Consider the following 24,045-nt stretch of genomic DNA (forward strand, 5'->3'; position numbering starts at 1 on the left):
TGGGTTCCGCATGTCGGGGCCGCTGTCCGCCCACCGCATTCTGCCGGTACGGCTGTCGCCTGCCAGTGGCTGACCAGGCAAACAGCGGGCACGTCGAAGCGGCCAGTGCCCGCGCCGTGCCCGAAACAGTGCATAAGACCTGAGGAAACGCTGTTGTCATGACACGGAACGGAGCCAGACGGGCGGTAACGTGGTCGAGGATGCCCTTACCTCCCGGTCCGGTGGGACTGCACAGCAAACCGTCCTGACGGCATATGGCTCGTATTGCTACGATTTCGTGCGATCATGAGCGGCATCGGCGTTATCCCCTAGAATGTCGCCTCGGCTCCGGATCGTCCCATGACGTGCCGACCTTGTCGCTGTCCCGGACATCACGGATCCGTCGTTGAGGGCGTATGCCCGCATAACTGAATCTGAGCGCCCGTAGCTCAGTGGATAGAGCACCGGACTTCTAATCCGATGGTCGCAGGTTCGAATCCTGCCGGGCGCGCCGCGACCAGGGCAGGCCGCACGCGGTCTGCCCGCCGTCGTTCACAAGGCGCACCGCAGCCCGCCCACCTCTGTCGGCTGGCGCATGCGTTCCAGCCTGACTGGACCACCCGCCCTCCATTCTGTAGCACTGTGCAACTGTTGCAATACTCACAGTGGTGTCTGAGGGGGGTGAAACGGGGGCAGCGGCACCGCGGCGCACAGTACGACGGTAGGTTCCCCTCGGAACCGGACCGGTGCAACGGGGGAGCACGAAGGCCCATGGTCGATTTACGCCATCACGGGGACGCCGAGGTCGGCCCCGGCCTCCTCGATTTCGCCGTCAACGTGCGCGACCGCACCCCGCCGCAGTGGCTGGTGGAACGCCTCGCCGCTTCCCTCTCCGACCTGGCCGCCTACCCTGATCCGGAGTCGGCGCGCCACGCTGTCGCCCGCCGCCACCGCCGCGACCCCGCCGACGTGCTGCTCACCGCGGGCGCAGCTGAAGCGTTCGTCCTGCTGGCGCGTGCCCTCACCCCGCGCCGCGCCGTCGTCGTGCACCCCCAGTTCACCGAGCCCGAAGCAGCACTGCGCGCCGCCGGCCACCCGGTGGAACGCGTAGTGCTGGACGGCGACTTCACCCTCGACCCCGACCGGATCCCCGACGACGCAGACCTGGTCATCGTCGGCAACCCCACCAACCCCACCTCCGTGCTGCACCCGGCGGCAACCCTGGCCGCGCTCGCCCGGCCGGGCCGCATCCTCGTCGTCGACGAAGCCTTCGCCGACTGCATTCCTGGGGAAGCAGAGTCCGTGGCTGGGCGGACCGACCTGCCCGGCCTGGTCGTCATCCGCAGCCTCACGAAGACCTGGGGACTTGCTGGACTCCGCGTCGGCTACCTGCTGGCCGACCCCGCACTGGTCCGCCGCTTTGCGGAACACCAGCCGCTCTGGGCAGTTTCCACTCCGGCACTGGTCGCGGCCCGTGAATGCACGTCGCCCCGAGCCCTCGCCGAAGCCGACGCCTGGGCAGCCGATCTCGCGGTGCGCCGCACCCGCCTCGTGGCAGACCTCACCGCGTTGGGCTTCACCGTCACCCCTCGACCGCGGGCATCGTTCGTGCTCGTCCACACCCCCGGCGCTGACCTGCTCCGCCGCCGCCTGAGAGAACGGGGGATCGCGGTGCGTCGCGGCGACACCTTCCCCGGTCTTGGAACGGACTATTTACGCATCGCGGTCCGACAAGCCGAGACCAACGCCCAGCTCGTGACAGTTCTGGCAGAGTTGCTCTGAGCGGAGGAAAGAGCCGGCGAACCGCCCCACACCCTGGGTTCCGTCCCTCCGCCGTGCCGTGGAGGTCCGGCGTGTTCCCCCAGTCGCACGCCGTCGCCCGGAAACCGAGACCGATCAGTGACCACGGAGGAGACCCTTTGAGCGGTGATCGTGCAGACAGTATTCCCGGCGGCACCCGGGATACCGGCCACGGACGGATGCGGGGAGAACCCGGGCAGGACCTGCGTCCCCCGGCTGAACCGTCTCCGCCGGAACACCGGACCGTGGCACGTCCGCCCAGCGGATCTCAGTCACCGGGCGGACTCCTCGACGGCCTTCCCGAAGCTGGGCGGGGTACGGGAGCGTTTCCGCTGCCCGTCTCCCCGGGCGACCGCGTCCCCCTCGCTCCGGTGACGATCCCTCCCGTCCCAGCAGAACCGGAACCGCCTGCCCCGCAGGGCAGGGCCACTGCCCCAGGGGAGGCTTCCCGTGCCGCCGGTCCGGTGCGGGACGCCGACGAACACCCGCCGCAGCCCGCAGTCCAGCGGGGTGCCGCGGAGCCCGCAGCCCCGCCCCCGGCGCACACCGAGCCCGCCACACCATCCGAAGCACCAAGCGGCCCCGGGAACGCGCCGTCCACGGCGCCCCCGTCCGCCCCCGAACCGGCTGCTGCATCCCCCCAACCGGAGCCTGATGCCGCTCCCCACGGGGAGCCCGAACCGGTCGAGTACGCCGATGAAGTCGTCGCCGAACCGGCCGGTATGGCGGCCGCGAGCGACCCGCCCAGCCAGTCGGCCTCCGTGCCCGCCGACCACGCCTACAGCGACGTGGAACGCGAGGCCGTGTACCGGGTGATCCGGGAGCGGCGCGACGTCCGGGTGGGCTTCCGCCCCGACCCGATCCCCGACGACGTCCTGGTCCGCATCCTGGAAGCAGCCCACCACGCGCCTTCCGTCGGCTTCTCCCAGCCGTGGGACTTCGTCGTGATCCAGGACCGGGACACCCGGGCCCGCGTCCACGACATCGTGCAGCGCCAACGGGAGGCTTACGCCCGGGCACTGCCCGGGGCACGGGCCCGTGCGTTCTCCGGCCTCAAAGTCGAAGCGATTCTCGACACCCCGCTCAACATCGTGGTCACCGTCGACCACACTCGGGGCGGCCGGCACACGCTGGGACGGCACGCCCAACCGCAGACCGCGGCCTACTCCGCCGCACTCGCCGTAGAGAACCTGTGGCTCGCCGCCCGCGCTGAAGGGCTCGGTGTGGGCTGGGTCAGCTTCTTCTCCGAACGGGAGCTGGCCCGCGAACTCGGCCTCCCGCCCCACTTGGAGATCGTCGCCTACCTGTGCGTCGGCTACGTGGAGGAATTCCCCCCAGAGCCCGAACTGTCCCTGGGCGGCTGGGCGCAGCGCCGCCCGCTGGCCTGGGCAGTGCACCGGGAGCAGTACGGCCAACGCGGCCTGCCAGGGGAGGAGTCCACCAGCTTGCTGGACGAGACAATCGCGAAAATCGGTCCGCTCAACCAGAGGGCGATGGAGGAGGCACGAGAACGCCAGTCCCGCATGACCAAACCCCCGGGCTCCTTGGGGGTGCTTGAAGAAGTCTCCATCCAGCTCGCGGGACTCGCCGGCGAATGCCCGGCACCCATCCCCGAGCCGGCGTCCGTGGCGGTATTCGCCGCGGACCACGGCGTCCACGCCCAAGGGGTGACCCCGTGGCCGCAGGAAGTCACCGCGCAGATGGTCCGCAACTTCCTCAACGGCGGCGCGGTGGTCAACGCCTTCGCCACCCAGCTTGGCGCCGAGGTCACCGTGGTGGATGTGGGCGTCATCGAAGACCTCTCCCCGGTACCCGGCCTGCTGCCCCGCAAGGTCGCCCGCGGTACGGCTGACATGACCCAGGGCCCGGCGATGAGCCGCATGGAAGCCGAGTACGCGATCGAAGCGGGGATCGAAGTCGCCCGCGACCTGGTCGCGGCAGGCAACCGCTGCCTCCTCACCGGGGACATGGGAATCGCCAACACCACCACGTCGGCTGCGCTGATCTCCGCGTTCACCGGCCGCGACGCCGCGGAGGTCACCGGGCGGGGCACCGGGATCGACGACGCCATGTACGCGCACAAAGTGTCGGTTGTCCGCACCGCGCTGCAGGTCAACCAGGTCGACCCCGCCGATCCGATCGGGGTGCTGGCCGCGGTGGGCGGACTGGAGCATGCCGCCCTGGCCGGCTTCATCCTGGGCGCCGCCTCCCTGCGGGTCCCGGTCATCCTCGACGGGGTCATCGCCGGGGCCGCAGCCCTGGCCGCGGTCGCGCTCGCCCCGGATGCGCGCCTGGCCTGTATTGCCGGACACCGCTCCAGCGAACCGGGGCATGCAGTGGTCTTGGAGCACCTGGGCCTGCGCCCCCTGGTCGACCTGGATCTGCGGCTTGGGGAGGGCTCCGGGGCGCTGCTCGCGCTGCCGCTGGTGCAGAGCGCAGCGCGTGCCCTCAAAGACGTGGCGACCTTCGACTCCGCCCACGTGAGCCAGCGCGACTGATTCCGGTCCGTCGGTGCCGCGCGGTCCGAGTAGCGCGGCACCGACGCAGGCCGGCCTGTGGACGCTTCCCCATCTTCTGCCGGTTTTGGGGAGCGGTACGCGCAAGACAGACCACTCTCATTAGGTAGTAGTAGCGGTATGGGAGCGACCAGCGCGGTATTTTGGACCGTGTCTGGCATAGGGGTTTTGCATCGTGCCGCGTTTCGTCCACAAAGCCGGGATTCAGTTCCGAACCGCTGGTGAGCAGACTCCGGGGCACCCCGCGCCGTTGGCACCGGACAGCGGAGGCAGTGGGGACGAGACAGGCGTCCACCGGGACGCGGCACACACCGCAGTGGAGCCCCGAGCGGTTCGAGACGGGACAACGGGATCTGGAGGCTGCCTCGGTGACGTATCTCCTCGGTTTGCGGCTTCAGGGCCGGGACGTGCTCGTCGTGGGCGGAGGACAGGTCGCCCAACGTCGCGTCCCCGTGCTCCTGGAGGCCGGAGCGCGGGTCACAGTGGTCTCCCCGCACGTCACTACTGCGCTGCAAGGGCTCGCCGAGAGCGGCCGCATCCACTGGGAGCAGCGCCCCTACCGCCGCGGTGACGTCACCGGGCTGGGCCGCTTCTGGCTGGTCCACGCAGCCACGGACGATCCCGAGGTCAACGCGGCGGTGGTTGCCGAAGCAGAGGAAGCACGCATCTGGTCGGTGCACGCCGACGACCGTCACGCCTCCAGTGCCTGGACTCCCGCAACAGGGAGCGCTTCCGGAGTCACCGTCGGAGTAATCACCGGTACTGATCCCCGGCGTGCCGCGGGACTACGCGACGCTATCGTCACCGGCTTGGCCGACGGAACTCTGGACGCGCGCAGGGGACGCGCTCCTCTGCGCGGCGTGGCCCTGGTCGGCGGCGGTCCAGGGGACCCCGGACTGATCACGGTGCGGGGACGGCAGCTTCTCGCGCAAGCCGACGTGGTCGTGGTGGATCGGCTTGCCCCCACGAGCTTGCTTGACCAACTGTCCGGCGACGTGGAGATTATCGACGCGGCCAAGATCCCTTACGGCCGTTCCATGTCCCAAGAGGGCATCAACGCGGTGATCGTCGACCGTGCGCGACAGGGCAAGTTCGTGGTCCGTCTCAAGGGCGGCGACCCCTTCGTTTTCGGACGCGGTGGCGAAGAGCTCGCAGCGTGCGTCGCGGCAGGCATCCCTGTCACCGTGGTCCCTGGCGTGACCAGTGCGCTCGCTGCTCCCGCGAGCGTGGGCATCCCGGTGACGCACCGCGGCGTCGCCCAGCACTTCCACGTCGTCTCCGCCCATGTCGCACCAGGCGACGAGCGCTCCACCGTGAACTGGGAGACGCTCGCCCGCAGTGGCGGCACCATCGTGGTGCTCATGGGAGTGGAACGCTTGGGACGGATTGCCGAGGCGCTGATCAGGTACGGTCGTGATCCCCACACTCCTATTGCCGTCATCCAGGAGGCCACCCTGCCGAGCCAGACCACCCTGGTCGCCACTCTGGAAACGGTCGAAAAGGAAGCGCACGCCGCCGGAGTGCACCCTCCGGCGGTGCTCGTTATCGGAGAAGTAGTGAACACGGCCCAAGAGCTTGACATACTGCACAGAAGCCAAAACGCCGCAGAAACTCCGATCGCTCCCGCAGGAGGAAACGGTCGGAATTGATCAAGGCCGCGGGGAATCGGGTGCTGTGACGACGAATACCGATGAGAAGGGCGGAATCGCCATGACCCGGCCGCCTGCCGTGCCGGAAGCGACAGGACCAGGCGAACCGATACCGGACGCGCCCATGCGGGGTATGGAGTGGGGACGCGGTACGGTCCGGAGCGGGAACGCCCCGGCCGGCGCGTCGACAATGGCACGCCCGCGCAGAAGCGGTGGGGGAGGGGCACACCGCGGGGCAATGGCCCGGGACACCCGCCTGGAGCGGAACCTCGAGACGCTGCGGGACCGGATCCGCGCGATCGAGTTCGCCGACGGCCTCCCCGGAGCTGAGGAAGGGCGTACCGCGCGCACCGACGTCCTCGACCAGCTCAACGACTATGTGCTGCCGAGAGTGCGCAGGTCCGATGTTCCCCTGTTGATCGCGGTCGCCGGTTCCACGGGGGCAGGGAAGTCGACCCTGGTCAACAGCTTGGTGGGTACCCAGGTGACCACCACCGGGGTGCGGAGGCCCACAACGAACAGCCCGGTGCTGGCCTGCAACCCCGCTGACGTGGACTGGTTCAGTGAAACAGCGTTCCTGCCCGCGCTGCCGCGGGTCCGTCAGCAAGGGCTGGCCATGCCCGGTAAGGACGGCATGCTGGTGCTGGCCGCTACCGAGCACATGCCGGAAGGCGTGGCCTTGCTGGACACCCCCGACGTGGACTCGGCCGTTGCCGCGCACCACGAGTTCGCCGCGAAGTTCCTGGACGCGGCCGACCTGTGGGTGTTCGTCACCACCAGCAAACGCTACGCCGACGCCCGAGTCTGGCAGTTCCTCCAGGTCGCGCGGGACCGCGACACCTCGCTGGTCGTGGTGCTGTCCCGCGTGCCGCAGCGCGGCCGGAGGCAGATCGTCGCCCACTTCGGAGCGATGCTGGAAGCCAACGGCCTGGGTGCGGCGCCCCGGTTCGTGATCCCGGAGACCGACCAGATCGCCGGCGGGCGTTTCACCGGCAATATCGCTGACCAGATCCGCGGCTTCCTCGCCGATGTGGCCGGGGACGAACAGGAACGGGAGCGGATCACCCGCCGTACGCTGCTGGGGGTGCTCGACAGTTTCCGCACCCGGATCCCAGAGCTCGGCAAATACGTCGAGACTCAGGCCGAGGTGGGGCGGATGCTGGCTGCCACCGCCAGCACTGCGCTCACCGACGCGCTCGCCGAGGTGGAGCGGGGGACTTCGGATGCGTCCCTGCTGCGGGGGAATGTCCTGGCCCGCTGGCAGGACATCGCCGCCAGCGGGGAGCTCGCGCGCTCCCTGCGGATCCGCAACAAGCGGAAAACCAAGCCGCAACAGGAGGACCGCACTCGGGTGCGTGCGCTGGAGCAGGCGGTCCAGGATGCCGTAGCGGCGCTCGTGGTCTCGGCCGCGGAACGCGCGATCGAGACGATCATGGAGCGTTGGCAGCAGGTCCCTGGAGCGTCCGCTGTTGCGGAACGCCACGCTCTCGACCGGATTCCCGCAGACTTCGCTCTCCGGGCCCGCACCGCTGTCAGCGACTGGCAGGCCCGGATCACGGAGCTCCTCTCCTCGGACGGCGTTGCGAAACGCTCGGTGGCGCGTTTCTTCACCTACGATGTGGAGGCATTCGGACTTGTCTTGATCGTCGGGCTGCTCGGTTTCGGAATCTCCGACCACGACGGAGCCGCGCCTCCGCCGCCGAACGCCGCACCCAGCCGGTTGCTGCGGGCCTTGTTCGGTGCGGAGCCGCTGCGCCTCATCGGAAACCAAGCGCGTGACGATCTGCGTGCCCGGATCAGCGCGCTCTTCGAAGCGGAGAAGGACCGCTTCGCGAAGGCGCTGGCGACTCTAAACCTGCCGGACTACTCTGACGCCGCACTGCTCTACCAGGCTACGGATCACCTCGAGATCGCACGATGACTACCCCTCCCCACTCCGCCCGCCCAGGGCGGGAGACCGATATGGCGGACCACACAGCCGACCATGTGGCAGGCGGGCCCCCACCCGTGGATCGCTCTGGCGAGGGCGGCGAGTTTCGCGCCGCAGACTCTGGTGGCCGGGCCCACGACGGGTTCCGGTACCGGGTGCCGCTCACCCCGGCCGCCCGTCCAGTCGACGGCGGTTTCTCTTCCCGGGGCAGTCCCATCGTGCCGGTGGACAGCCCGTCGCCGGCGGAGGAGAAGCGCACCGACCCGGATGATCCGGACAACCTCGCCGGCTGGGTGGGGAGTCTCGCCGAGGTGAAGGAAGGCGAGATGATCGCCGGACGCCGCACCGGTCCGGTGCCCACGGTGCCCCCCCGGCCTGCGGTCACGCCTTCCTGGCTGTCCGAGGACGACGAGGAGGAGTACCAGCCTACGCGGGGCGACCTGCGGCAGCCGATGCCGACCACGACCCGCGCGGAGCTGATCTCGCAACTCGATGCGCTTGCGCTCCTCGTCGAACTGGGCCGCGACTATTTCGCTCCGCAGTTGATTGAACGTGCCCGCCGCCTGCTCACCCAGGCGGGGGCGCGGCTGCGGCTGTCCGCCGACCACACGGTGGTCGCGCTGGCCGGGGGGACCGGAAGCGGTAAGTCCTCACTGTTCAACGCCTTGTGCGGCCTGGAGTTGTCCCGCGTGGGAGTGACCCGGCCGACGACCACCGCTGCCCACGCCTGCGTGTGGGGGACGGAAGGCGCCGACAACCTGCTCGACTGGTTGGGGGTTCCGCCCCGCTACCGGCACTCCCGGGTGAGCGAACTCGACCGCGGCGAATCCGACCTCACCGGGCTCATCCTGCTGGACCTGCCCGACCACGACTCGGTGCGGGCCGCGCAGACCGCCGAGTCCGACCATCTCATCCGGACCGCGGACCTCCTGATCTGGGTGTTGGACCCGCAGAAGTACGCCGACGCCGCGGTTCACCACCGCTATCTTGCGGAGATGTCCGGGCACGGGGCAGTCATGGTGGCGGTCCTCAACCAGGTTGACCGGGTGGAGCCGGACGATGTGGAGGAGCTGCTCACCGACTTGCGGAGACTGCTGGAGGACGAGTCGGGAGTCCACCCCCGGATCTTGACCACGTCTGCGGTCACCGGGGAAGGGCTGCGCGAACTGCGGCAACTCCTAGTGGAGACCGTTGCCGATCGGCGTGCCGCGATCGAGCGCCTCGCCGCCGACCTTGAGCAGGTCGTCGCCGACTTTGCTGCTTACGGTGAGGCGGGCGGCACCGCGGAGCTGCCCCCGCCGGCCCGGTCTGTCCTGATGGACCAGATGGCTGAGGCCAGCGGGGTGGAGGCGGTTGCTGAAGCGGTGGAGACCGCCTACCAGCGGCGCGGGGGACGGGCCGTGGGGTGGCCGCTGCCCCGCTGGGCGCGGCGGCTGCGCCGCGACCCGCTGCGCGTGACCCAGCTTGATTTCCTCACTGAGGACACGACCCAGGCGAGCACCGGTCCAGTGGGGGCGCAACGCGCCGAGATCGACACCGCGATCGCGGCGGCAGCGGAGGCCGCGGCCGGTTCGCTGCCGGACCCGTGGCCCAAGCGGGTGCGGGCGGCTGCGCGCAAACACGTGGAGACGCTCCCCGAAGAGCTGGGCTCCGCGATTGCAGCGACGATCCCTGAAGAGGACGCCCCCTTCTGGTGGGGGGCTGTGCGGGCTGTCCAGTACTTGCTGGTGGCGCTGGCCGGAGGCAGCCTGGTGTGGCTGGCGCTGCTGCTGGTCAGTTGGGTCGGCGGCGGCCTGGTGGAACCGGCGCTGCTGTTCTTGACCGCTGCCTTGACCGGAGGTGCGCTGCTGTTGGGCTGGCTGGTTGGCGTGGGCTGCCGCAGCCTGGTCGAGGTGGAGGCTGCCCGCCAACGCGAATACGTCGAGATGCACGGTCTTGAACAGGTCAGACGCATTACGTTGGAGCGCGTCGTCGCCCCGTTGGAGGAGGAGCTGCGCAACTACGAGCGGTTCTGCCAGGCGTTGGAGGAAGCGCAGCCTGCCCGACGCCGGTGACCGCGTCCCAGGTTGAGGCTCTTGTCGCCCGTGCCGCGGATCCGACCGCGGTACGGGCGTTTTCGTACTGCGGCGGTCGGTCTCCGAGGGCGGGAATCCATGTCCTGAGATGTCCTGAATAGTCTCTGCGGGGCTTGCCACAGGGGCGAAAACCGCTGTCAATGTGCTGGTTCTCCGGCGGTTTTCACGAAAGGCGATTAGAATATTACCTAAAGTAGTCTCCCATTGGGCTCTGTTTTCCCGGCGGGACCGGAGGACAGGACCGGGCTGCGGCGGGGCCGGTGTGCCCGCCGTACCGGGACGGCCGACAGCGAGGAGGCCCCGATGACACTCACCCGGCATTCGACTACGGAGAGTACTTGTCGAGTGCTGTTCCGTCCCCGGGAGTGGGCGCTGTTGACCCAGCCGCGTGCCGTGGTCGGCTTCGTGGTGACACTCGTCGCCGTCGATGCGCTACTCGCGATCGCCGGGGTATGGACGACTGCTCTGCGCTCTGCGGAACTCCTCACTGCCACGGCGATCGTCATGTCCGGGGCGATCTGTGTCGAGGCGATGCGCCGCCTAGGGCTGCCTCAGGGGATGGTCCGCGACCTGCTCGGCACGTGGTGGATCCCGGTGGTACTGCTGCTGCCGCCGGTGTACTCGCTCATCGTGCCGATCCCGCTGTACCTGCTGATGCAGTACCGCATTCAGCGCGCCGTAGTCTTCCGCCGCGTCTTCAGCGCCGCAGTGGTCGCCCTCGCCGGGTTCTCCTCCTCGACCGTGTTCCACGCGCTCATCCCCGGACCGATCATCCTGCTCGACGGGGTGACCGGGGCGGCAGGCAAGAGCGCCCTCATCAGCGGGGAGGGAATCGGGGCCGCGATCCTGTGCGCGGTCCTGTTCACTGTGTGCAACACGGTGCTCATCACCGGGGCGATCCGCATGAGCGTCCCCGAAGAACCCCGCCGCACCACAGTGTGGGACTCTGAATCCCTCTTGCTGGACGCGGTCGAAGTGTGCGTGGGACTGATCGTGTCCCTCCTGTGCGCGCTCTCCCTCTTCCTGCTGCTGGTGGCGCTGCCCCCAGTGCTCCTGCTCCAGCGGAGCCTGCTCTTCCAGCAGTTGCAGACGGCGGCACGCACCGATCCCAAGACCGGCCTGCTCAACGCGGTCGCGTGGGAGCGGGTCGCTAAAACCGAGCTGACGCGGGCGTTGCGGACGGGCTGCCCGCTGGCCGTTCTCATCATTGACATCGACCATTTCAAGAAGGTCAACGACACCCATGGGCATCTGGTCGGCGACCAGGTGCTCCTCAACGTGGCGACCATGCTCAGCCAGCAGCTCCGCCCCTACGACGTGATCGGCCGGTTCGGCGGGGAGGAGTTCGTCGTGCTGCTGCCCGGAGCAGACATGGCCGAGGCCTGCCGGACCGCGGAGCGGCTGCGCACCCAGGTAGGGCGGATGGCGCAGCCGATCAACGACATCACCATCACCGTCACCGTTTCGATCGGGGTGGCTCTCCTGCGAGTGCACGGACGGGATCTGCTGGAGCTGATGGCCGCCGCGGACCTGGCGCTTTACCGGGCGAAAGACTCTGGACGCGACCGCGTCTGCCTTCCTGTCGCCACGACCGCGGGGGTCCCGGTCCGCTCCGTGACGGACCCGCCCACCGATTCACGCGGCTCCTGACAGTTGTCCACAGGGTGCAGCGGAGGCTTGCCGCAGCGGGATGCCGGTCGCAGACAGTGGAGGCATGACCACTCAAAAGCATCCCCGTCTGCCGGTCCGTCTGTCCGTCCGCACCCCGGTGGACCTGATTGCCGCGGTCCCCTACCTGATCGGCTTCCATCCCGAAGACTGCGTCCTCGTGCTGGGGACTGACGGCCGCGACAACGCGATCAACTTCGCCGCGGGCTACACGCCGCTCACCACTGCCGACCCCCTCCTCCGCGAGCTGGCCGACAGTCTTGCCCGCTCCTTCCTCGAACAAGGCGGGCGGCGGGCGGTGATCCTCGGCTACGGCCCGGAAGAACCAGCGGTCGCCGGACTGTTTGCGGTCCGGGACCGGCTGGCCTCCCACGGGGCCGCTGTCGCCGAAACCCTCCGGGTCACCAAGGACCGCTACTGGTCCTACGAGTGCGCCAACCCTGTCTGCTGTCCGGCAGAGGGTGTGGTCTACGACGTGCACCGTTCCACGATCCCCGCTACCGCGGTCGCTGCGGGCCTGCGGGTCCGCGCCAGTCGGGAGGAGCTGCTGGCCCTGGTCGCCCCGGTCGGGGGCGCACGGCGCGCAGCAATGACCCGAGCCACTCGCCAGGCTGAAGAGCGCTGCGCCCGGCTGCGCCGCGAAGCCGGCGACCGGGGAGAAGCCGCCGTCATCGCGGAGGGGGTCCGCACGGTGCGCACTGTGGTGGCCGCGGCCTTGGACGGTGCTCCACCCCCAAAGCCGGACACGGTGGCGTGGCTCAGCGTGCTCCTCGTCCACCCGCGGGTCCGCGATGAGGCGTGGGCCCACATCGACCGTGCGCACCTCACCCACCACGTCGGCTTGTGGTCGCACGTGCTGCGCCACGTCGACCCCGACTATGCGGCGGCGCCCGCAGCCCTGCTCGGCTTCGCCGCGTGGCAGAATGACGACCCGTTCCTCGCCGACGTCGCCGTGGACCGGGCATTGGAGGTCGACCCGGAGTATTCCATGGCCCGGCTCGTCCGCCGGGCGGTGCGCTACGGGCTCCCACCCCACCGGTGGGAAGGTTTCACCCCTGACTGGCTTGCTGAGTATGCCCCGATCAGCGAGGAAGCCACACCGCAGGCAGGACATGGGAATTGACCAGCCCGTATCAGGGTTCATACGGGTGTTAAACCGACACGGGCGCCCCGTGGCTCTGGTCGGTGCAGGGCGCGGAACGGCCTAGGCTGGAAGACATGGCGGAGTACATCTTCACGATGCGAAACGTGCGTAAAGCGCACGGTGACAAGGTTGTCCTGGACGATGTGTCGGGCGCCTTTCTCCCCGGCGCCAAGATCGGCGTCGTGGGCCCCAACGGTGCGGGCAAGTCCACGCTGTTGAAACTGATGGCTGGTATTGAGCAGCCCTCCAACGGCGAGGCGCGCCTCATGCCCGGATACACCGTCGGCCTGCTCGCCCAGGAGCCGCAACTCGACCCCGCCAAGACCGTGCTGGAGAACGTGCAGGACGGCGTTGCGGAAACCAAGGCGATGCTCGACCGCTTCAACGAGATCGCTGAGAAGCTGGCCACGGACTACTCCGACAAGCTGCTCGAGGAGATGGGCAAGCTGCAGGAGGAGCTGGACCGCCGCAACGCCTGGGACCTGGACAGCCAGTTGGCGCAGGCCATGGACGCGCTCCGCTGCCCGCCGGCCGACGCGGACGTCTCCGTGCTCTCCGGTGGGGAGAAGCGCCGGGTCGCCCTGTGTAAGCTCCTCCTCGAACAGCCCGACCTGCTGCTGCTGGACGAGCCCACCAACCACTTGGACGCCGAGAGCGTGCAGTGGCTGGAACAGCACCTGGAGAAGTACCCGGGCACGGTCATCGCGATCACCCACGACCGCTACTTCCTGGACAACGTCGCCACCTGGATCCTGGAGCTGGACCGCGGCAAGCTCTACCCCTACGAAGGCAACTACACCACCTACCTGGAGACCAAGGCTGCCCGACTGAAGGTGGAGGGCGCCAAGGACGCCAAGCGGAAGAAGCGCCTCCAAGAGGAGTTGGAGTGGGTCCGCTCCAACCCCAAGGCCCGGCAGGCCAAGAACAAGGCGCGTCTGCAGCGCTACGAGGAGATGGCCGCTGAGGCCGCGAAGACCCGCAAGCTGGACTTCGAGGAGATCCAGATTCCGCCGGGCCCGCGCCTGGGCAGCACCGTGGTCGAAGTCAAGAACCTCACCAAGGGGTTCGGCGACCGCATCCTCATCGAGGACTTGAGCTTCTCCCTGCCGCCGAACGGCATCGTCGGTGTCATCGGCCCCAACGGCGTAGGCAAGACCACGCTGTTCAAGATGATCGTCGGCGAGGAGCAGCCCGACAGCGGCACCATCACCATCGGCGAAACCGTCAAGATCTCCTACGTCGACCAGTACCGGGGCCGGATCGACGACGAGAAGACGGTCTGGGAAGTGATCTCCGACGGGGAGAGCTTCATTCGTGTCGGCAACGTGGAGATCCCCAGCCGCGCCTATGTCGCCGCCTTCGGGTTCAAGGGATCCGACCAGCAGAAGAAGGCGGGAGTGCTCTCCGGTGGGGAACGCAACCGGGTCAACCTGGCGCTGACCCTCAAGCAGGGCGGCAACCTGCTGCTGTTGGACGAGCCCACGAACGACCTGGACGTGGAGACCCTCGGCTCGCTGGAGAAGGCGCTGCTGGACTTCCCCGGCTGCGCTGTGATCACCAGCCACGACCGCTGGTTCCTGGACCGGGTCGCCACCCACATTCTCGCGTGGGAGGGTGGCGCTAACTGGTTCTGGTTCGAGGGCAACTTCGAACAGTATGAGAAGAACAAGATCGAACGGCTGGGCCCCGAAGCCGCTCGCCCGCACGCCGTCACCCACCGCAAGCTCACGCGTGACTGACCGAGGCTTCCGCCGTCCCGGTGGGACGCGACTGTGGTGCGGGTTCCGCGGGAACGGAGCGGAACCCGCAGCGCGCTCGGGGAGGCCAGCACATACCCTGTAGGCGCTATGACTTCCCAGCACGATGACCAGATGACCTTCTACGAGGCGGTCGGCGGTGAGGAGACGTTCACCCGACTCGCCCGCCGCTTCTACGAGGGGGTAGCCGCCGACCCCGTGCTACGCCCCATGTACCCCGAAGAGGATTTGGGGCCCGCCGAGGAACGGCTGCGCCTCTTCCTCATGCAGTACTGGGGCGGTCCACGGACCTACAGTGAACGGCGCGGGCATCCCCGGCTGCGGATGCGGCATTTCCCGTACCGCATTGGGGCGGAAGAACGCGACCGCTGGCTGACGCACATGCGCGCAGCGGTCGACGACCTCGCCTTGCCCGCCCACCTGGAACAGCAGTTGTGGGAGTACCTGGTCTACGCCGCCTATGCCATGGTGAACGTGCCGGAAGACGCGCAGCCTCCCATGGTGCAGCGCTCTTTCACCGTGACCTCGAACGAGCGCGACCGCGGCGACGAGGGGGAGACGATCCGGATCTCGCTGCGGTGACCCATCCTCCCGCGCGAGGCGGTCGCACGAATGGCATTCCGGCTGTCACTGCCGCACCGCGGCACGGCGACCGGACTGGGGCGGAGTGAGCAACACGGCCGCGGCGGCGCTGAACAGTGCTGCCGCGGCAAAAGCCGTGCGGTAGCCTGCCCAGTCGATGAGCACCCCCATCACCACGGGGGTGAGGGTGGAGCTCACCGCCTGCAACGTGTTTTGGACAGCCATGGCCCGGCCCGCCCAGCCAAGCCCCGCGGTTTCCCCGACCGCCGTGAACGTCAACCCGTTGTGGCTCATCGTCAGCACTGCGGCGAGCACGAGCAGCACCACGGCAATCCCGGGAAGCGGCGATGCGGCGGCCAACAGGACCAGCGCTACCGCCCCGCAGCAGGCGATGATCCGTACTGGGCGAAGGCGACTACCCACCCGGTCCGACCAGACCCCGGCCCCGAGCCGCGCTGCCGCGCCGGGCACGTACACCGCGGCCATGAGCGCCCCCGCCGCCGGGGCAGTCCACGACTGCTGGTCGACCAGGTAGACCAGCGCGAACGTGGCCACAGTGAACTGCGGCACCCCCAACAGCATGCTCACCGCGTGGACCCGCCAGATCGCGGCATGCCGGTAGGGCGAGGAGCCTGCCCGCTGAGGCTGCGGGGCATCCGCTGCCGGGCCCGCAGCGACAGCCTTCCCAGGAGGGACCGCGAATTTGACCACCAGCGGAAGTACGGCCACGGCCAGGACCCCGGGCAGCAGCATCGCCACACTGACTCCGTAGTGGTGGGCGAGGACCGGCAGCAGTGCCGCCGACAGCCCCATGCCGAGCGGCTGGGCGGTCTGCCGCAGTCCCATGGCCAGGCCGCGTTCCCGGGCCGCGAACCAGCCCATGACGAGACGGCCGCTGGCCGCGTTCACTGGACCGGCGACCGCGCCCACACCGAACAGCACGAGGCCCGCACCTAGCGCCGTGTCGACCAGCGGGAACACAGCGAGAAGACCAGCGGTGGCCCCCAAGCTCACCGCCATAGTGAGACGCTCCCCGTAACGGTCGATGAGGACACCCCACCCTAGAAGGGTGAGGAGCAGGCCGAGACTGGGAAGCCCAGCGAGCGTGCCTGCGCGGGCCACAGTGATCCCGTAGGCCTGCCGCAGTTCGGGGATGACAAACGCCACCCCGAACAACGCGGATAGGCTCGCGATCTGCGCGGCGACCGCCAGCCCCAAGACCAGCCAGCGCCGTCCCGGCCGTAAAGACCGGGCCCGCGCGGCCGCCCGCTGGAGCCCCCACCTCATGGGAGGTAATACCGCGCCAAGTGGGCGCGTTCCTCCGGGCTCAGCCGCCGCGGACGCTGTTGGGCGAGGTCGTAGGCGACCAGTACCGACAGCGCTTTGAGGTACACCGCGTCATCGTCGAGGATCTCGTAGCGCACGGTGAAACTGGCGTTCCTGATCTCGGTGACCCACGTCTCCACCCGGAAGGGGTCGCGGCGCATCTGCAACGGCCGCAGATAGTCGACTTCGTGCCGAGCCACCACCACGTCACCGAACCGGGAAGAGCTGTCCGCGTCGTCCCAGCGGAGAAGGGAGATGCGGGCGTCTTCGAGGTACGTCAGCATCCGCACATTGTTAACGTGGTTGAGCGGATCCAAGTCGGCGAAGCGGACGTGCCCCAGGAAGACGTGCCGCTGCCCGGTCGGGGTTTCCACGCTGGTGCCTTCCTGCACGGCTGTCCCGCTCACTGGTCCTACCTTTCCGTCGGTCGTGGTTACCCGCCGATTGTGGCAAGTTCGAGCAGCGCAGCGGACACCCGGGGTAGCGTTCCCTACCCTCCAGTACGGTCGGTGACCCGCAACCCGGTGTAATGGGCGAGGAAAGCCAACTGGTCCGCGGCGAGCCGGACGCTGCGGCTCACGGAACGCGTGCTGTGCCCCACGTCAGTCTCCCGGCGCAGCAGGATCGGGGCTTCCTCCGGAGCGGCCGAGGTGGCGTGTTGGAGCGCCGCACACATTTTGCGGGCGTGCAACGGGTCGACCCGGGTGTCGTTTTCGAAGACCGTGAACAGGGTCGCCGGATAGCGCACCCCTTCCCGGACGTTGTGGTACGGGGAGTAGGCGAGCAGCCACTGCAACGCTTCCGGGTCGCTGGCGCTGCCGTATTCCACGCTCCACAACTGCCCCAGCCCGAATTGTTCATATCGCACCATGTCCAGCAGCGGGGCGGAGCACACGGCCGCGGCATACAACTCGGGACGCTGGGTGATAGCGGCTCCGACGAGCAGCCCTCCGTTGCTGCCGCCCATCACGGAAAGCTGCTCCCGAGTGGTGAACCCCGCGTCGACCAGGTATTCGGCAGCGGCATGGCAGTCGTCGAAAACGTTCTGCTTGTTGCCGAGCATGCCTGCCCGATGCCACTCTTCGCCTTCTTCGAGGCCGCCGCGGAGCGAGGCGACCGCGTAGACGCCACCGGCCGCCACCCACGCCAGGATCGACGCCGAATAGGCCGGGGTCAGCGAGATCCCGAAACCGCCGTACCCGTACAGGATGGCGGGACGGGGCCCCTCCCGGTCCGGCGGGGAGACCACCAGCATCCGCACCGGGGTGCCGTCCCGGGAGGTGTAGGTGACCTGCTCGGTGCGGACTGGGGGAGCCTCCACTGTTCCCGGGGACTTCTGCCAGAGCACCACGTCGTGGGTGCGCGCGTCGTACCGGTAGACCGCGGTCGGCGACGTGTAGTCGGTGTAGGTGAACCACGCTTCCGTGCCGCCTTCGGGGCGGGCGGTGATGCTGCCCACCGACCCGAGGCCGGGCAGGGGAAGGTTCCGGATCCGCTCCCCGGTGGCGAGGTGGTGCACACTGAGTTCACTGAGCGCGTGCCGCTCCCACCGGGCGAGGAGCACCGGAGTGTCCAGTTCCGCGCCGTCGAGGATCGCATACCCGCTGAGGACCGCGTCCGGGTCGCTGGCGATCAGGGTCTGCCAGTGGTCCGGGGTGGGCGAGGCCGGGTCGGCCACGCACAGCCGTCCCCGCGGCGCGTCCAGGTCGGTGAAGAGGTACAGCCTGCCGTCGCGGCCCACATGAGGGAAGGTTTCAGCGTCCACACCGGTCTGGATCTCGGTGAAGCGCGGCGCTTCCGGGGCGGACACGGTGAGGTCCGCGATCCACGCGTCGTTGCGGGGCGCGGTGCCCGGCGAAGCGGTGAGCGTCAGCCACCTGCCGTCGCGGCTGACCGCCACCCCGAAGTATTCGGTTTTGTCCCGCCCTTCCCCGAAGATCAGCGTGTCCTCTTCCGGGGAGGTGCCCACCCGGTGCAGGTAGACCCGCCGGTGGTACTGCTCTTCTCCTTCGGGGACCAGTTCGGGGGCGAGGCGGCGCACATAGTAGAACGCGTCACGGCCCGGCAGCCACGCGACCGGGGAGTAGGAGCAGCGGTCGATGGGGCCGTCGATGTTCTCCCCGGTGTCGATGTCCATCACCCACAGCCGGGACTGCTCGTCTCCGTTATCGGACAACTGGTAGGCCAGCAGCCGTCCCTCCCAGTCCACCACCCACGAGTCCAGGGTGGTGGTGCCTTCCGGGTTCAGTTCGGTGGGGTCGATGAGGACCCGTTCCGGTCCTGAACCGTCCTGGACGTAGAGCACCGCGTGCTCCTGGTCGGCGGCGCGCCGCACGAACAGGCGACGCTGTCCCCGCCAAACCGGTGCCCCCACCGAGCCGGCATTCATCAGGGCCCGCAGCCGCGTCCGGAACCAGTCGGTGGCCGACCACATCGCGGATGCTGCTGTGAACAGCGCGTCCTGGCTTTGCGACCACTCTTTGGTGGCGGCGAGGTCAGTCTGCTCCAGCCAGCGGTAGGGGTCCGCGACCGTCTGGCCGTGGAGCACGTCAGTCAATTCCCAGCGCTCAGCAAAGGGATAGGAAGGGAGACGAGACATGCCCAGAACTCTAGCCGCAGCAGGACAGTACCCGAGGTCATACGCTGTTTCCGGTGGGAAGCAGTCCGCTTCCCCTGCCTGCTGGGAGGAGGATCGGCGCGGCCGGTCGACACCGCGGGCATGGACGGCCTACCGGGGTATGGGGTCGGTGGCGGCAGCGGGCCGGAGCTGGGTATCCGTGTGAAGGTGGCAACACTGCGGTGCACCGTCGCCCGTCCCGCCGAGCGTGCGCCGGAGGGCTCCCGTACTGCCGCTGCGGGGTTTCCCGTTGGAAGCCCAGATCATTCACGGAGGTTTCTGGCAGTGTTGCGGAGAAATGGGGTGGCAATGACCGACCCTCAGCACGCAAACTGAAGAAGGGACACAACTCGGCGGGAACCCACCCACGGGAGGTCCGTGTGGCACAACGAAGAACGCCGGCTCTTGGGCCGGTCCACAAGGAGGCCTTCTGGCTAGCCGGGTGGCTAGCCGGAGAAGAGATACGTGTGGTCGACACGTCGGCCTACCGGAGGCGGCCATGAGCGCCGCACAGAATACTACGGAAGGCGGCCCACCACAGATCCGCCGTCACGTACTGCTTCTCAACGCGAGCTATGAACCATTGACCACCGTGCCGTTGCGACGCGCGGTCCTGCTAGTCCTGCGGGAGAAAGCCGAGGTGGTGCACAGCGACTCTACCGGAGCTGTGCTCCATTCGAGCACGATGGCGTTCTCCGTGCCGTCGGTCATCCGGCTGCTCCGCTACATCCGGGTGCCCTATCGGCGCAGGATTCCGCTGACCCGCGTGGCGCTCATGCGGCGCGACGGATACCACTGTGCCTATTGTGACAGACGTGCCGAGACGATCGACCACGTTATTCCGCGCAGCCGCGGGGGACAGCACGTCTGGGAGAACGTGGTGGCGGCCTGCAGATCCTGCAACCACCGTAAGGCCGACCGCCTCCTTGAAGAACTCGGTTGGAAACTACGTGTCACCCCCACAGTTCCGCGGGGGATTCATTGGCGCCTCATCAACGGTGACCACCACACTGACCCCCTTTGGGCCCCCTATATGGCGAGGGTGAAAGTCTGAGGAGGACATCCCGGGGCCGGGGGTTCGTCTCGGTCCCGGGGACCAGACGATCCACCAGTGACACCACCAGGCGCGTGCCTCTGGGGTGGGGGAAGTGTGCGGAACTGCGGCGCGACCCGACCCTATGCTGATGTCATGCCTCGTTACGAGTTCCGTTGCCGTGCCTGCGGTGAAACCTTTGAACTGTCCCGGCCCATGGCCGAGGCTAACGCCCCGGCAGAGTGCCCGAATGGGCACGACGACACGGTCAAACTGCTGTCCACGATTGGGGTGAGCGGTCTCGCGCAAGCCCCTTCGTCAGCCGGCGGCGGCTGCTGCGGCGGTGGCTGCTGCGGCGGCTGATCCTGAACCTTACGCGGGGAGGTCTGCTGGAGCAGGCCTCCCCGTAGCCGTGTCAGGACCATCCCCGCATGCGCGGGGGGGCACCCGCTGGATGTGGCAAAACGCGTGATCAACGCGGGACTATCCCCGCATGCGCGGGGAGCATCCGCTTCGGCGTCTCCGACAGGTCTGTGCGGCAGGACCATCCCCGCATGCGCGGGGAGCACGCGCTAGGAAACGGCTCGGGGTGTCGAGCCGGGGGACCATCCCCGCATGCGCGGGGAGCACTCCGTGGGCACGGGGATCGTCCATTCGGCGACCGGACCATCCCCGCATGCGCGGGGAGCACACTAAACGACCTGCAACTTTACCAGTCCGGTAAGCCTATTTCATTCACTTCTCACAATCGGGAGCAACGCCTAAATGGCCCAGGGTGGAGAGGTGAATCAAAGGCACGGAGATGCCCCTCTACGGCTGTACCCGTGGCGTGTGACCAGGAATAGTGGCGTCGGCCTCGCCTAGGCGGCCAGTGGCATGCGAGGGCTAGGGGAGGGGCGTGCGCAGTGTGGTACAGGGCCCCTCCCGGCTCTAGGGAGAGGCCCCCAGCACTGCGAGCCGCCTGCGGGAATCGAACCCCGCGGCCTCCGCATTACGAGTGGAGATGCGTGCGCTCCACCTGGCTGACGTCTCGGGCGGCTCCCGTAGAAGCCGAAGTGGCCATCGCCGCGTAGGCGCGGAGCGCCGCGCTCACCGGGCGCTGCCGGTTCCGCGGCCGGAATCCACCCAGTTCCTTGAGGAGACGCTCCCGGCGGGCGTTGAGTTCGTCCTCCGGCACTTCCAAAGTGATCGACCGGTTGGGGATGTCGATGGTGATGATGTCACCGTCCTCGACCAGGGCGATGTCGCCGCCGGCGGCCGCCTCCGGTGAGGCGTGCCCAATCGACAGCCCTGAGGTGCCGCCGGAGAACCGGCCGTCGGTGATCAGGGCGCACACCTTGCCCAGACCGCGGCCCTTGAGGAAGCTCGTCGGGTACAACATCTCCTGCATGCCCGGACCGCCCTTGGGGCCCTCGTAGCGGATGACCACCACGTCACCGGGCTGCACCGCCTTGTTGAGGATGCCGTCGACCGCTTCCTCCTGGCTTTCGAACACCTTGGCCGGGCCGCTGAAGGTCCACAGTTCCTCGTCGACTCCCGCGGTCTTGACGACCGCGCCGTCCGGGGCGAGGTTGCCTTTGAGCACGGCCAGGCCGCCGTCCTTGGTGTAAGCGTGCTTCACCGAGCGGATGCACCCGGACTCGCGGTCCAGGTCCAGCGAATCCCACCGAGTGCTCTGCGAGAACGCCTCAGTGCTGCGCTGGCCGCCCGGAGCTGCGTGGAAGAGCTCCACCGCTTCGGGACGCACATTCGGGGAGGCGATGTCCCAGGCGTCCACGTACTCGCCCACGGTCATCCCGTGCACCATGGGCAGCGACGTGTCCACCAACCCGGCGCGGGCCAGCTCGCCCATGATGGCGGGGATACCGCCCGCCCGGTGGACGTCCTCGATGTGGTACTTGTCGCTGTTCGGGGCGACCTTGCACAGGCACGGCACTCGGCGGGACAGGGCGTCGATGTCGTCGAGGCCGAAGTCCACGCCGGCTTCGGTTGCCGCGGCCAGCAGGTGCAGGATCGTGTTTGTGGAGCCGCCCATGGCCACGTCCAAGGCCATGGCGTTTGCGAACGCCGCCGGCGTGGCGATCGACAGCGGCAGCACCGACTCGTCGTCCTTTTCGTAGTAGCGGCGCGCCGCCTCCACGACCACCCGGCCCGCTTCCTCGTAGAGCTTCTTGCGCGCGGTGTGGGTCGCCAGCACTGTGCCGTTGCCGGGCAGCGCCAAGCCGATCGCCTCGGTCAAGCAGTTCATCGAGTTGGCGGTGAACATGCCCGAGCAGGAGCCGCAGGTGGGGCAGGCTGCTTCTTCCAGCGCGTTCAGCTCCTGCTCGGAGACGTTCTCGTCCGCCGAGGCGATCATCGGGTTGATCAGGTCGAGTTTGCGCACCGTCGTCGCAGTGCCGTTGACTACGGTCACCTTTCCGGCTTCCATCGGCCCACCCGAGACGAACACGGTGGGGATGTTCAGCCGCAGTGCGGCCAGCAGCATGCCGGGGGTGATCTTGTCGCAGTTGGACACGCACACGAGGGCGTCAGCGCAGTGCGCGTTGACCATGTACTCCACGGCGTCGGCGATCAGTTCGCGGCTGGGCAGGGAGTACAGCATGCCGCCGTGCCCCATGGCGATGCCGTCGTCGACCGCGATGGTGTTGAACTCGCGCGGCACGCCGCCTGCCGCGCGCACCGCGTCAGCCACGACGTCGGCGACTTCGCGCAGGTGCACGTGTCCGGGCACAAACTGGGTATAGCTGTTGGCCACCGCCACGATGGGTTTGCCGAAGTCTTCGCGTGCCACGCCGGTGGCGCGCAGCAGCGCGCGGGCACCGGCCATGTTTCTGCCGTGGGTGACCGTCCGTGAACGAAGCGCGGGCATGGAAGTCTGCTCCCGTCGAGAGAAGAACCGGGGCCGACGACGGGACAGTAACGGTGGGGTCCCCGCCGACGGTCCGCGCGGCATGCCCTGTAGGGGTGCCGCCCTGGGACGAAACTTGGGGTCGTTCTCTCGATGGTAGTCCCCTAGCCGACCGGTTACACCGTGCACGGGAACGGGGCGGCCCTAGGGCCGCCCCGGGAAGACCTGGGTGGGGGCGCAGAACGTTTAGTACATGGGGGGAAGGACTTTTTTGGCTGCCTGGTAGATCTCCTCGATCTCCTCTTCGGTCAGCCGGTCTTTGCCGCTGCGCAGCCACTTGCGGACTTTGGTGCCGACGATGATGTCGACCCCGCGGAGCCGGTGGCTGTCCCACGGCATGCTGGGACCGTAGATCGCCAGGGCGGCACGCACTTTGATGGGGCGGCCCAGTTCTTCGCTGATGAGCCGTTCCGCGTTGCGGGCCTCAGCCAGCGCTTCGTCGATGCGCTCGTTTTTGGAGAAGCGGCCGTGGTAGAGCTTCTCCAGCTTGTTGCGGAGCGGCAGCCGCTTGTCCCAGGCTTCGGAGTCGATCGCGAAGGCGCCGCGCCGTCCCACGATGAAGTGGTCGATCTGGCCGTTGCCGTCCTGGATACGCCGCGCGTGCAGCACCCGGTAGCCGAAGCGTTGCATGATCCGCAGTTGTGCTTCGGTACGCCGCTGCGCAGAGGAGGGTTTGCGCCACTGGGGGACTTCAGACTGGCGCTGGGAGGTGTAGACGATGAAACCGACGAGCGCTGCGGCCCCGGCCGTCACCCCCACACGCCAACTGCTGAACAGCACGCCCACCACTACCGCGGCCACGAGGCAGGCGGCGACTCGGGGAAGCCACCGGCGCACGACACCGTGTTTCAGCAGTGAACGGTAGGTGCGCATGAGGGTATCCGTGTGCGGCGCCACTGGTTTGCTGGTGGGGCGGTGAAAAGAAGGGGGTGCATCGTCCCGCTGGGTCTCGCTGGTGCGGGAGGGGTCGTCCGGTCTGGTGCTGGTTGCCGATTCCACGCCTCAGAAGGGTAGTTCCCTTCAAAGAAAGCTCCTAGTCCGTAAAGACTCACATTTTTGTT

Annotated in this window: 16 protein-coding genes and 1 tRNA gene; 12 read left to right on the forward strand and 5 right to left on the reverse strand. The window is 68.4% G+C overall.

All coding sequences use genetic code 11. From position 1 onward, the window contains the following. The first annotated feature begins 417 nt into the window (after positions 1–417). The 10 genes from TF1_RS13835 (at position 418) to TF1_RS13880 (ending at position 15,100) form a co-directional block, all read left to right on the forward strand. Positions 418–490 (forward strand) — tRNA-Arg (locus tag TF1_RS13835). Positions 491–750: 260 nt separating this feature from the next. Continuing rightward, positions 751–1,761: an Rv2231c family pyridoxal phosphate-dependent protein CobC gene (cobC, locus tag TF1_RS13840; protein ID WP_011292646.1), complete on the forward strand. Its 1,011-nt coding sequence runs from the start codon at positions 751–753 to the stop codon at positions 1,759–1,761. A 197-nt stretch (positions 1,762–1,958) separates the two neighbouring features. Then, a complete protein-coding gene (gene cobT / locus TF1_RS13845; protein WP_394326526.1) occupies positions 1,959–4,277 on the forward strand; it encodes a nicotinate-nucleotide--dimethylbenzimidazole phosphoribosyltransferase in 2,319 nt (772 codons plus the stop codon). A gap of 386 nt (positions 4,278–4,663) precedes the next feature. Beyond that, entirely contained in the window at positions 4,664–5,944 is a 1,281-nt protein-coding gene (gene cobA, locus TF1_RS13850) for a uroporphyrinogen-III C-methyltransferase (RefSeq protein ID WP_011292644.1), read from the forward strand. A 61-nt stretch (positions 5,945–6,005) separates the two neighbouring features. Beyond that, on the forward strand, positions 6,006–7,865 hold the full coding sequence (locus TF1_RS13855) for a GTPase (protein ID WP_011292643.1): 1,860 nt from the start codon (positions 6,006–6,008) through the stop codon (positions 7,863–7,865). 41 nt (positions 7,866–7,906) lie between these two features. Next, on the forward strand, positions 7,907–9,928 hold the full coding sequence (locus TF1_RS13860; RefSeq protein ID WP_011292642.1) for a YfjP family GTPase: 2,022 nt from the start codon (positions 7,907–7,909) through the stop codon (positions 9,926–9,928). Positions 9,929–10,252: 324 nt separating this feature from the next. Beyond that, positions 10,253–11,599: a sensor domain-containing diguanylate cyclase gene (locus tag TF1_RS13865; protein ID WP_061783964.1), complete on the forward strand. Its 1,347-nt coding sequence runs from the start codon at positions 10,253–10,255 to the stop codon at positions 11,597–11,599. A 64-nt stretch (positions 11,600–11,663) separates the two neighbouring features. Beyond that, the gene (locus TF1_RS13870) at positions 11,664–12,740 is read left to right on the forward strand and encodes a DUF4192 domain-containing protein (RefSeq protein ID WP_016189025.1); all 1,077 of its coding nucleotides are present in this window, start codon (positions 11,664–11,666) and stop codon (positions 12,738–12,740) included. A 95-nt stretch (positions 12,741–12,835) separates the two neighbouring features. Further along, positions 12,836–14,500: an energy-dependent translational throttle protein EttA gene (gene ettA, locus TF1_RS13875; protein ID WP_016189024.1), complete on the forward strand. Its 1,665-nt coding sequence runs from the start codon at positions 12,836–12,838 to the stop codon at positions 14,498–14,500. 132 nt (positions 14,501–14,632) lie between these two features. Continuing rightward, entirely contained in the window at positions 14,633–15,100 is a 468-nt protein-coding gene (locus TF1_RS13880) for a globin (protein WP_038044003.1), read from the forward strand. A gap of 45 nt (positions 15,101–15,145) precedes the next feature. On the opposite strand, the gene TF1_RS13885 is transcribed toward TF1_RS13880, so the two are convergent. From TF1_RS13885 to TF1_RS13895, 3 genes are all read right to left on the reverse strand, one after another. Then, complete coding sequence (locus TF1_RS13885) at positions 15,146–16,387, reverse strand: MFS transporter (RefSeq protein WP_061783965.1); 1,242 nt, start codon at positions 16,385–16,387, stop codon at positions 15,146–15,148. Then, complete coding sequence (locus TF1_RS13890; RefSeq protein ID WP_016189022.1) at positions 16,384–16,833, reverse strand: acyl-CoA thioesterase; 450 nt, start codon at positions 16,831–16,833, stop codon at positions 16,384–16,386. Before TF1_RS13890 ends, TF1_RS13885 begins: the two co-directional genes overlap by 4 nt. An 83-nt stretch (positions 16,834–16,916) precedes the next feature. Continuing rightward, on the reverse strand, positions 16,917–19,025 hold the full coding sequence (locus TF1_RS13895) for a prolyl oligopeptidase family serine peptidase (RefSeq protein ID WP_061783966.1): 2,109 nt from the start codon (positions 19,023–19,025) through the stop codon (positions 16,917–16,919). Positions 19,026–19,542: 517 nt separating this feature from the next. Here TF1_RS13895 and TF1_RS13900 point away from each other — a divergent pair. Both TF1_RS13900 and TF1_RS15965 read left to right on the forward strand, forming a co-directional pair. Beyond that, positions 19,543–20,097, forward strand: coding sequence for an HNH endonuclease (locus TF1_RS13900; RefSeq protein WP_011292634.1), 555 nt, complete (start codon positions 19,543–19,545; stop codon positions 20,095–20,097). A 135-nt stretch (positions 20,098–20,232) separates the two neighbouring features. Next, a complete protein-coding gene (locus TF1_RS15965) occupies positions 20,233–20,439 on the forward strand; it encodes an FmdB family zinc ribbon protein (RefSeq protein ID WP_038043978.1) in 207 nt (68 codons plus the stop codon). 628 nt (positions 20,440–21,067) lie between these two features. Here TF1_RS15965 and ilvD read toward each other — a convergent pair. Together ilvD and TF1_RS13910 are read right to left on the reverse strand one after the other, a co-directional pair. Further along, on the reverse strand, positions 21,068–22,945 hold the full coding sequence (ilvD, locus tag TF1_RS13905; protein WP_011292632.1) for a dihydroxy-acid dehydratase: 1,878 nt from the start codon (positions 22,943–22,945) through the stop codon (positions 21,068–21,070). A gap of 225 nt (positions 22,946–23,170) precedes the next feature. Then, positions 23,171–23,857 carry a nuclease-related domain-containing protein gene (locus TF1_RS13910; protein WP_016189018.1) on the reverse strand — a complete coding sequence of 229 codons (687 nt, stop codon included), beginning with the start codon at positions 23,855–23,857 and terminating at the stop codon, positions 23,171–23,173. Between the last annotated feature and the right edge of the window lie 188 nt (positions 23,858–24,045).

Origin of the sequence: Thermobifida fusca NBRC 14071 = JCM 3263, from assembly GCF_001592045.1 — a bacterium.
Lineage (GTDB): Bacteria > Actinomycetota > Actinomycetes > Streptosporangiales > Streptosporangiaceae > Thermobifida > Thermobifida fusca.

Coding starts and splice junctions, on each gene's coding strand:
- cobC (WP_011292646.1), top strand. CDS start 751: ATGGTCGATTTACGCCATCACGGGGACGCCGAGGTCGGCCCCGGCCTC.
- cobT (WP_394326526.1), top strand. CDS start 1,959: ATGCGGGGAGAACCCGGGCAGGACCTGCGTCCCCCGGCTGAACCGTCT.
- TF1_RS13855 (WP_011292643.1), top strand. CDS start 6,006: ATGACCCGGCCGCCTGCCGTGCCGGAAGCGACAGGACCAGGCGAACCG.
- TF1_RS13860 (WP_011292642.1), top strand. CDS start 7,907: ATGGCGGACCACACAGCCGACCATGTGGCAGGCGGGCCCCCACCCGTG.
- TF1_RS13865 (WP_061783964.1), top strand. CDS start 10,253: ATGACACTCACCCGGCATTCGACTACGGAGAGTACTTGTCGAGTGCTG.
- TF1_RS13870 (WP_016189025.1), top strand. CDS start 11,664: ATGACCACTCAAAAGCATCCCCGTCTGCCGGTCCGTCTGTCCGTCCGC.
- ettA (WP_016189024.1), top strand. CDS start 12,836: ATGGCGGAGTACATCTTCACGATGCGAAACGTGCGTAAAGCGCACGGT.
- TF1_RS13880 (WP_038044003.1), top strand. CDS start 14,633: ATGACCTTCTACGAGGCGGTCGGCGGTGAGGAGACGTTCACCCGACTC.
- TF1_RS13885 (WP_061783965.1), bottom strand. CDS start 16,387: ATGAGGTGGGGGCTCCAGCGGGCGGCCGCGCGGGCCCGGTCTTTACGG.
- TF1_RS13895 (WP_061783966.1), bottom strand. CDS start 19,025: ATGTCTCGTCTCCCTTCCTATCCCTTTGCTGAGCGCTGGGAATTGACT.
- TF1_RS13900 (WP_011292634.1), top strand. CDS start 19,543: ATGAGCGCCGCACAGAATACTACGGAAGGCGGCCCACCACAGATCCGC.
- TF1_RS15965 (WP_038043978.1), top strand. CDS start 20,233: ATGCCTCGTTACGAGTTCCGTTGCCGTGCCTGCGGTGAAACCTTTGAA.
- ilvD (WP_011292632.1), bottom strand. CDS start 22,945: ATGCCCGCGCTTCGTTCACGGACGGTCACCCACGGCAGAAACATGGCC.
- TF1_RS13910 (WP_016189018.1), bottom strand. CDS start 23,857: ATGCGCACCTACCGTTCACTGCTGAAACACGGTGTCGTGCGCCGGTGG.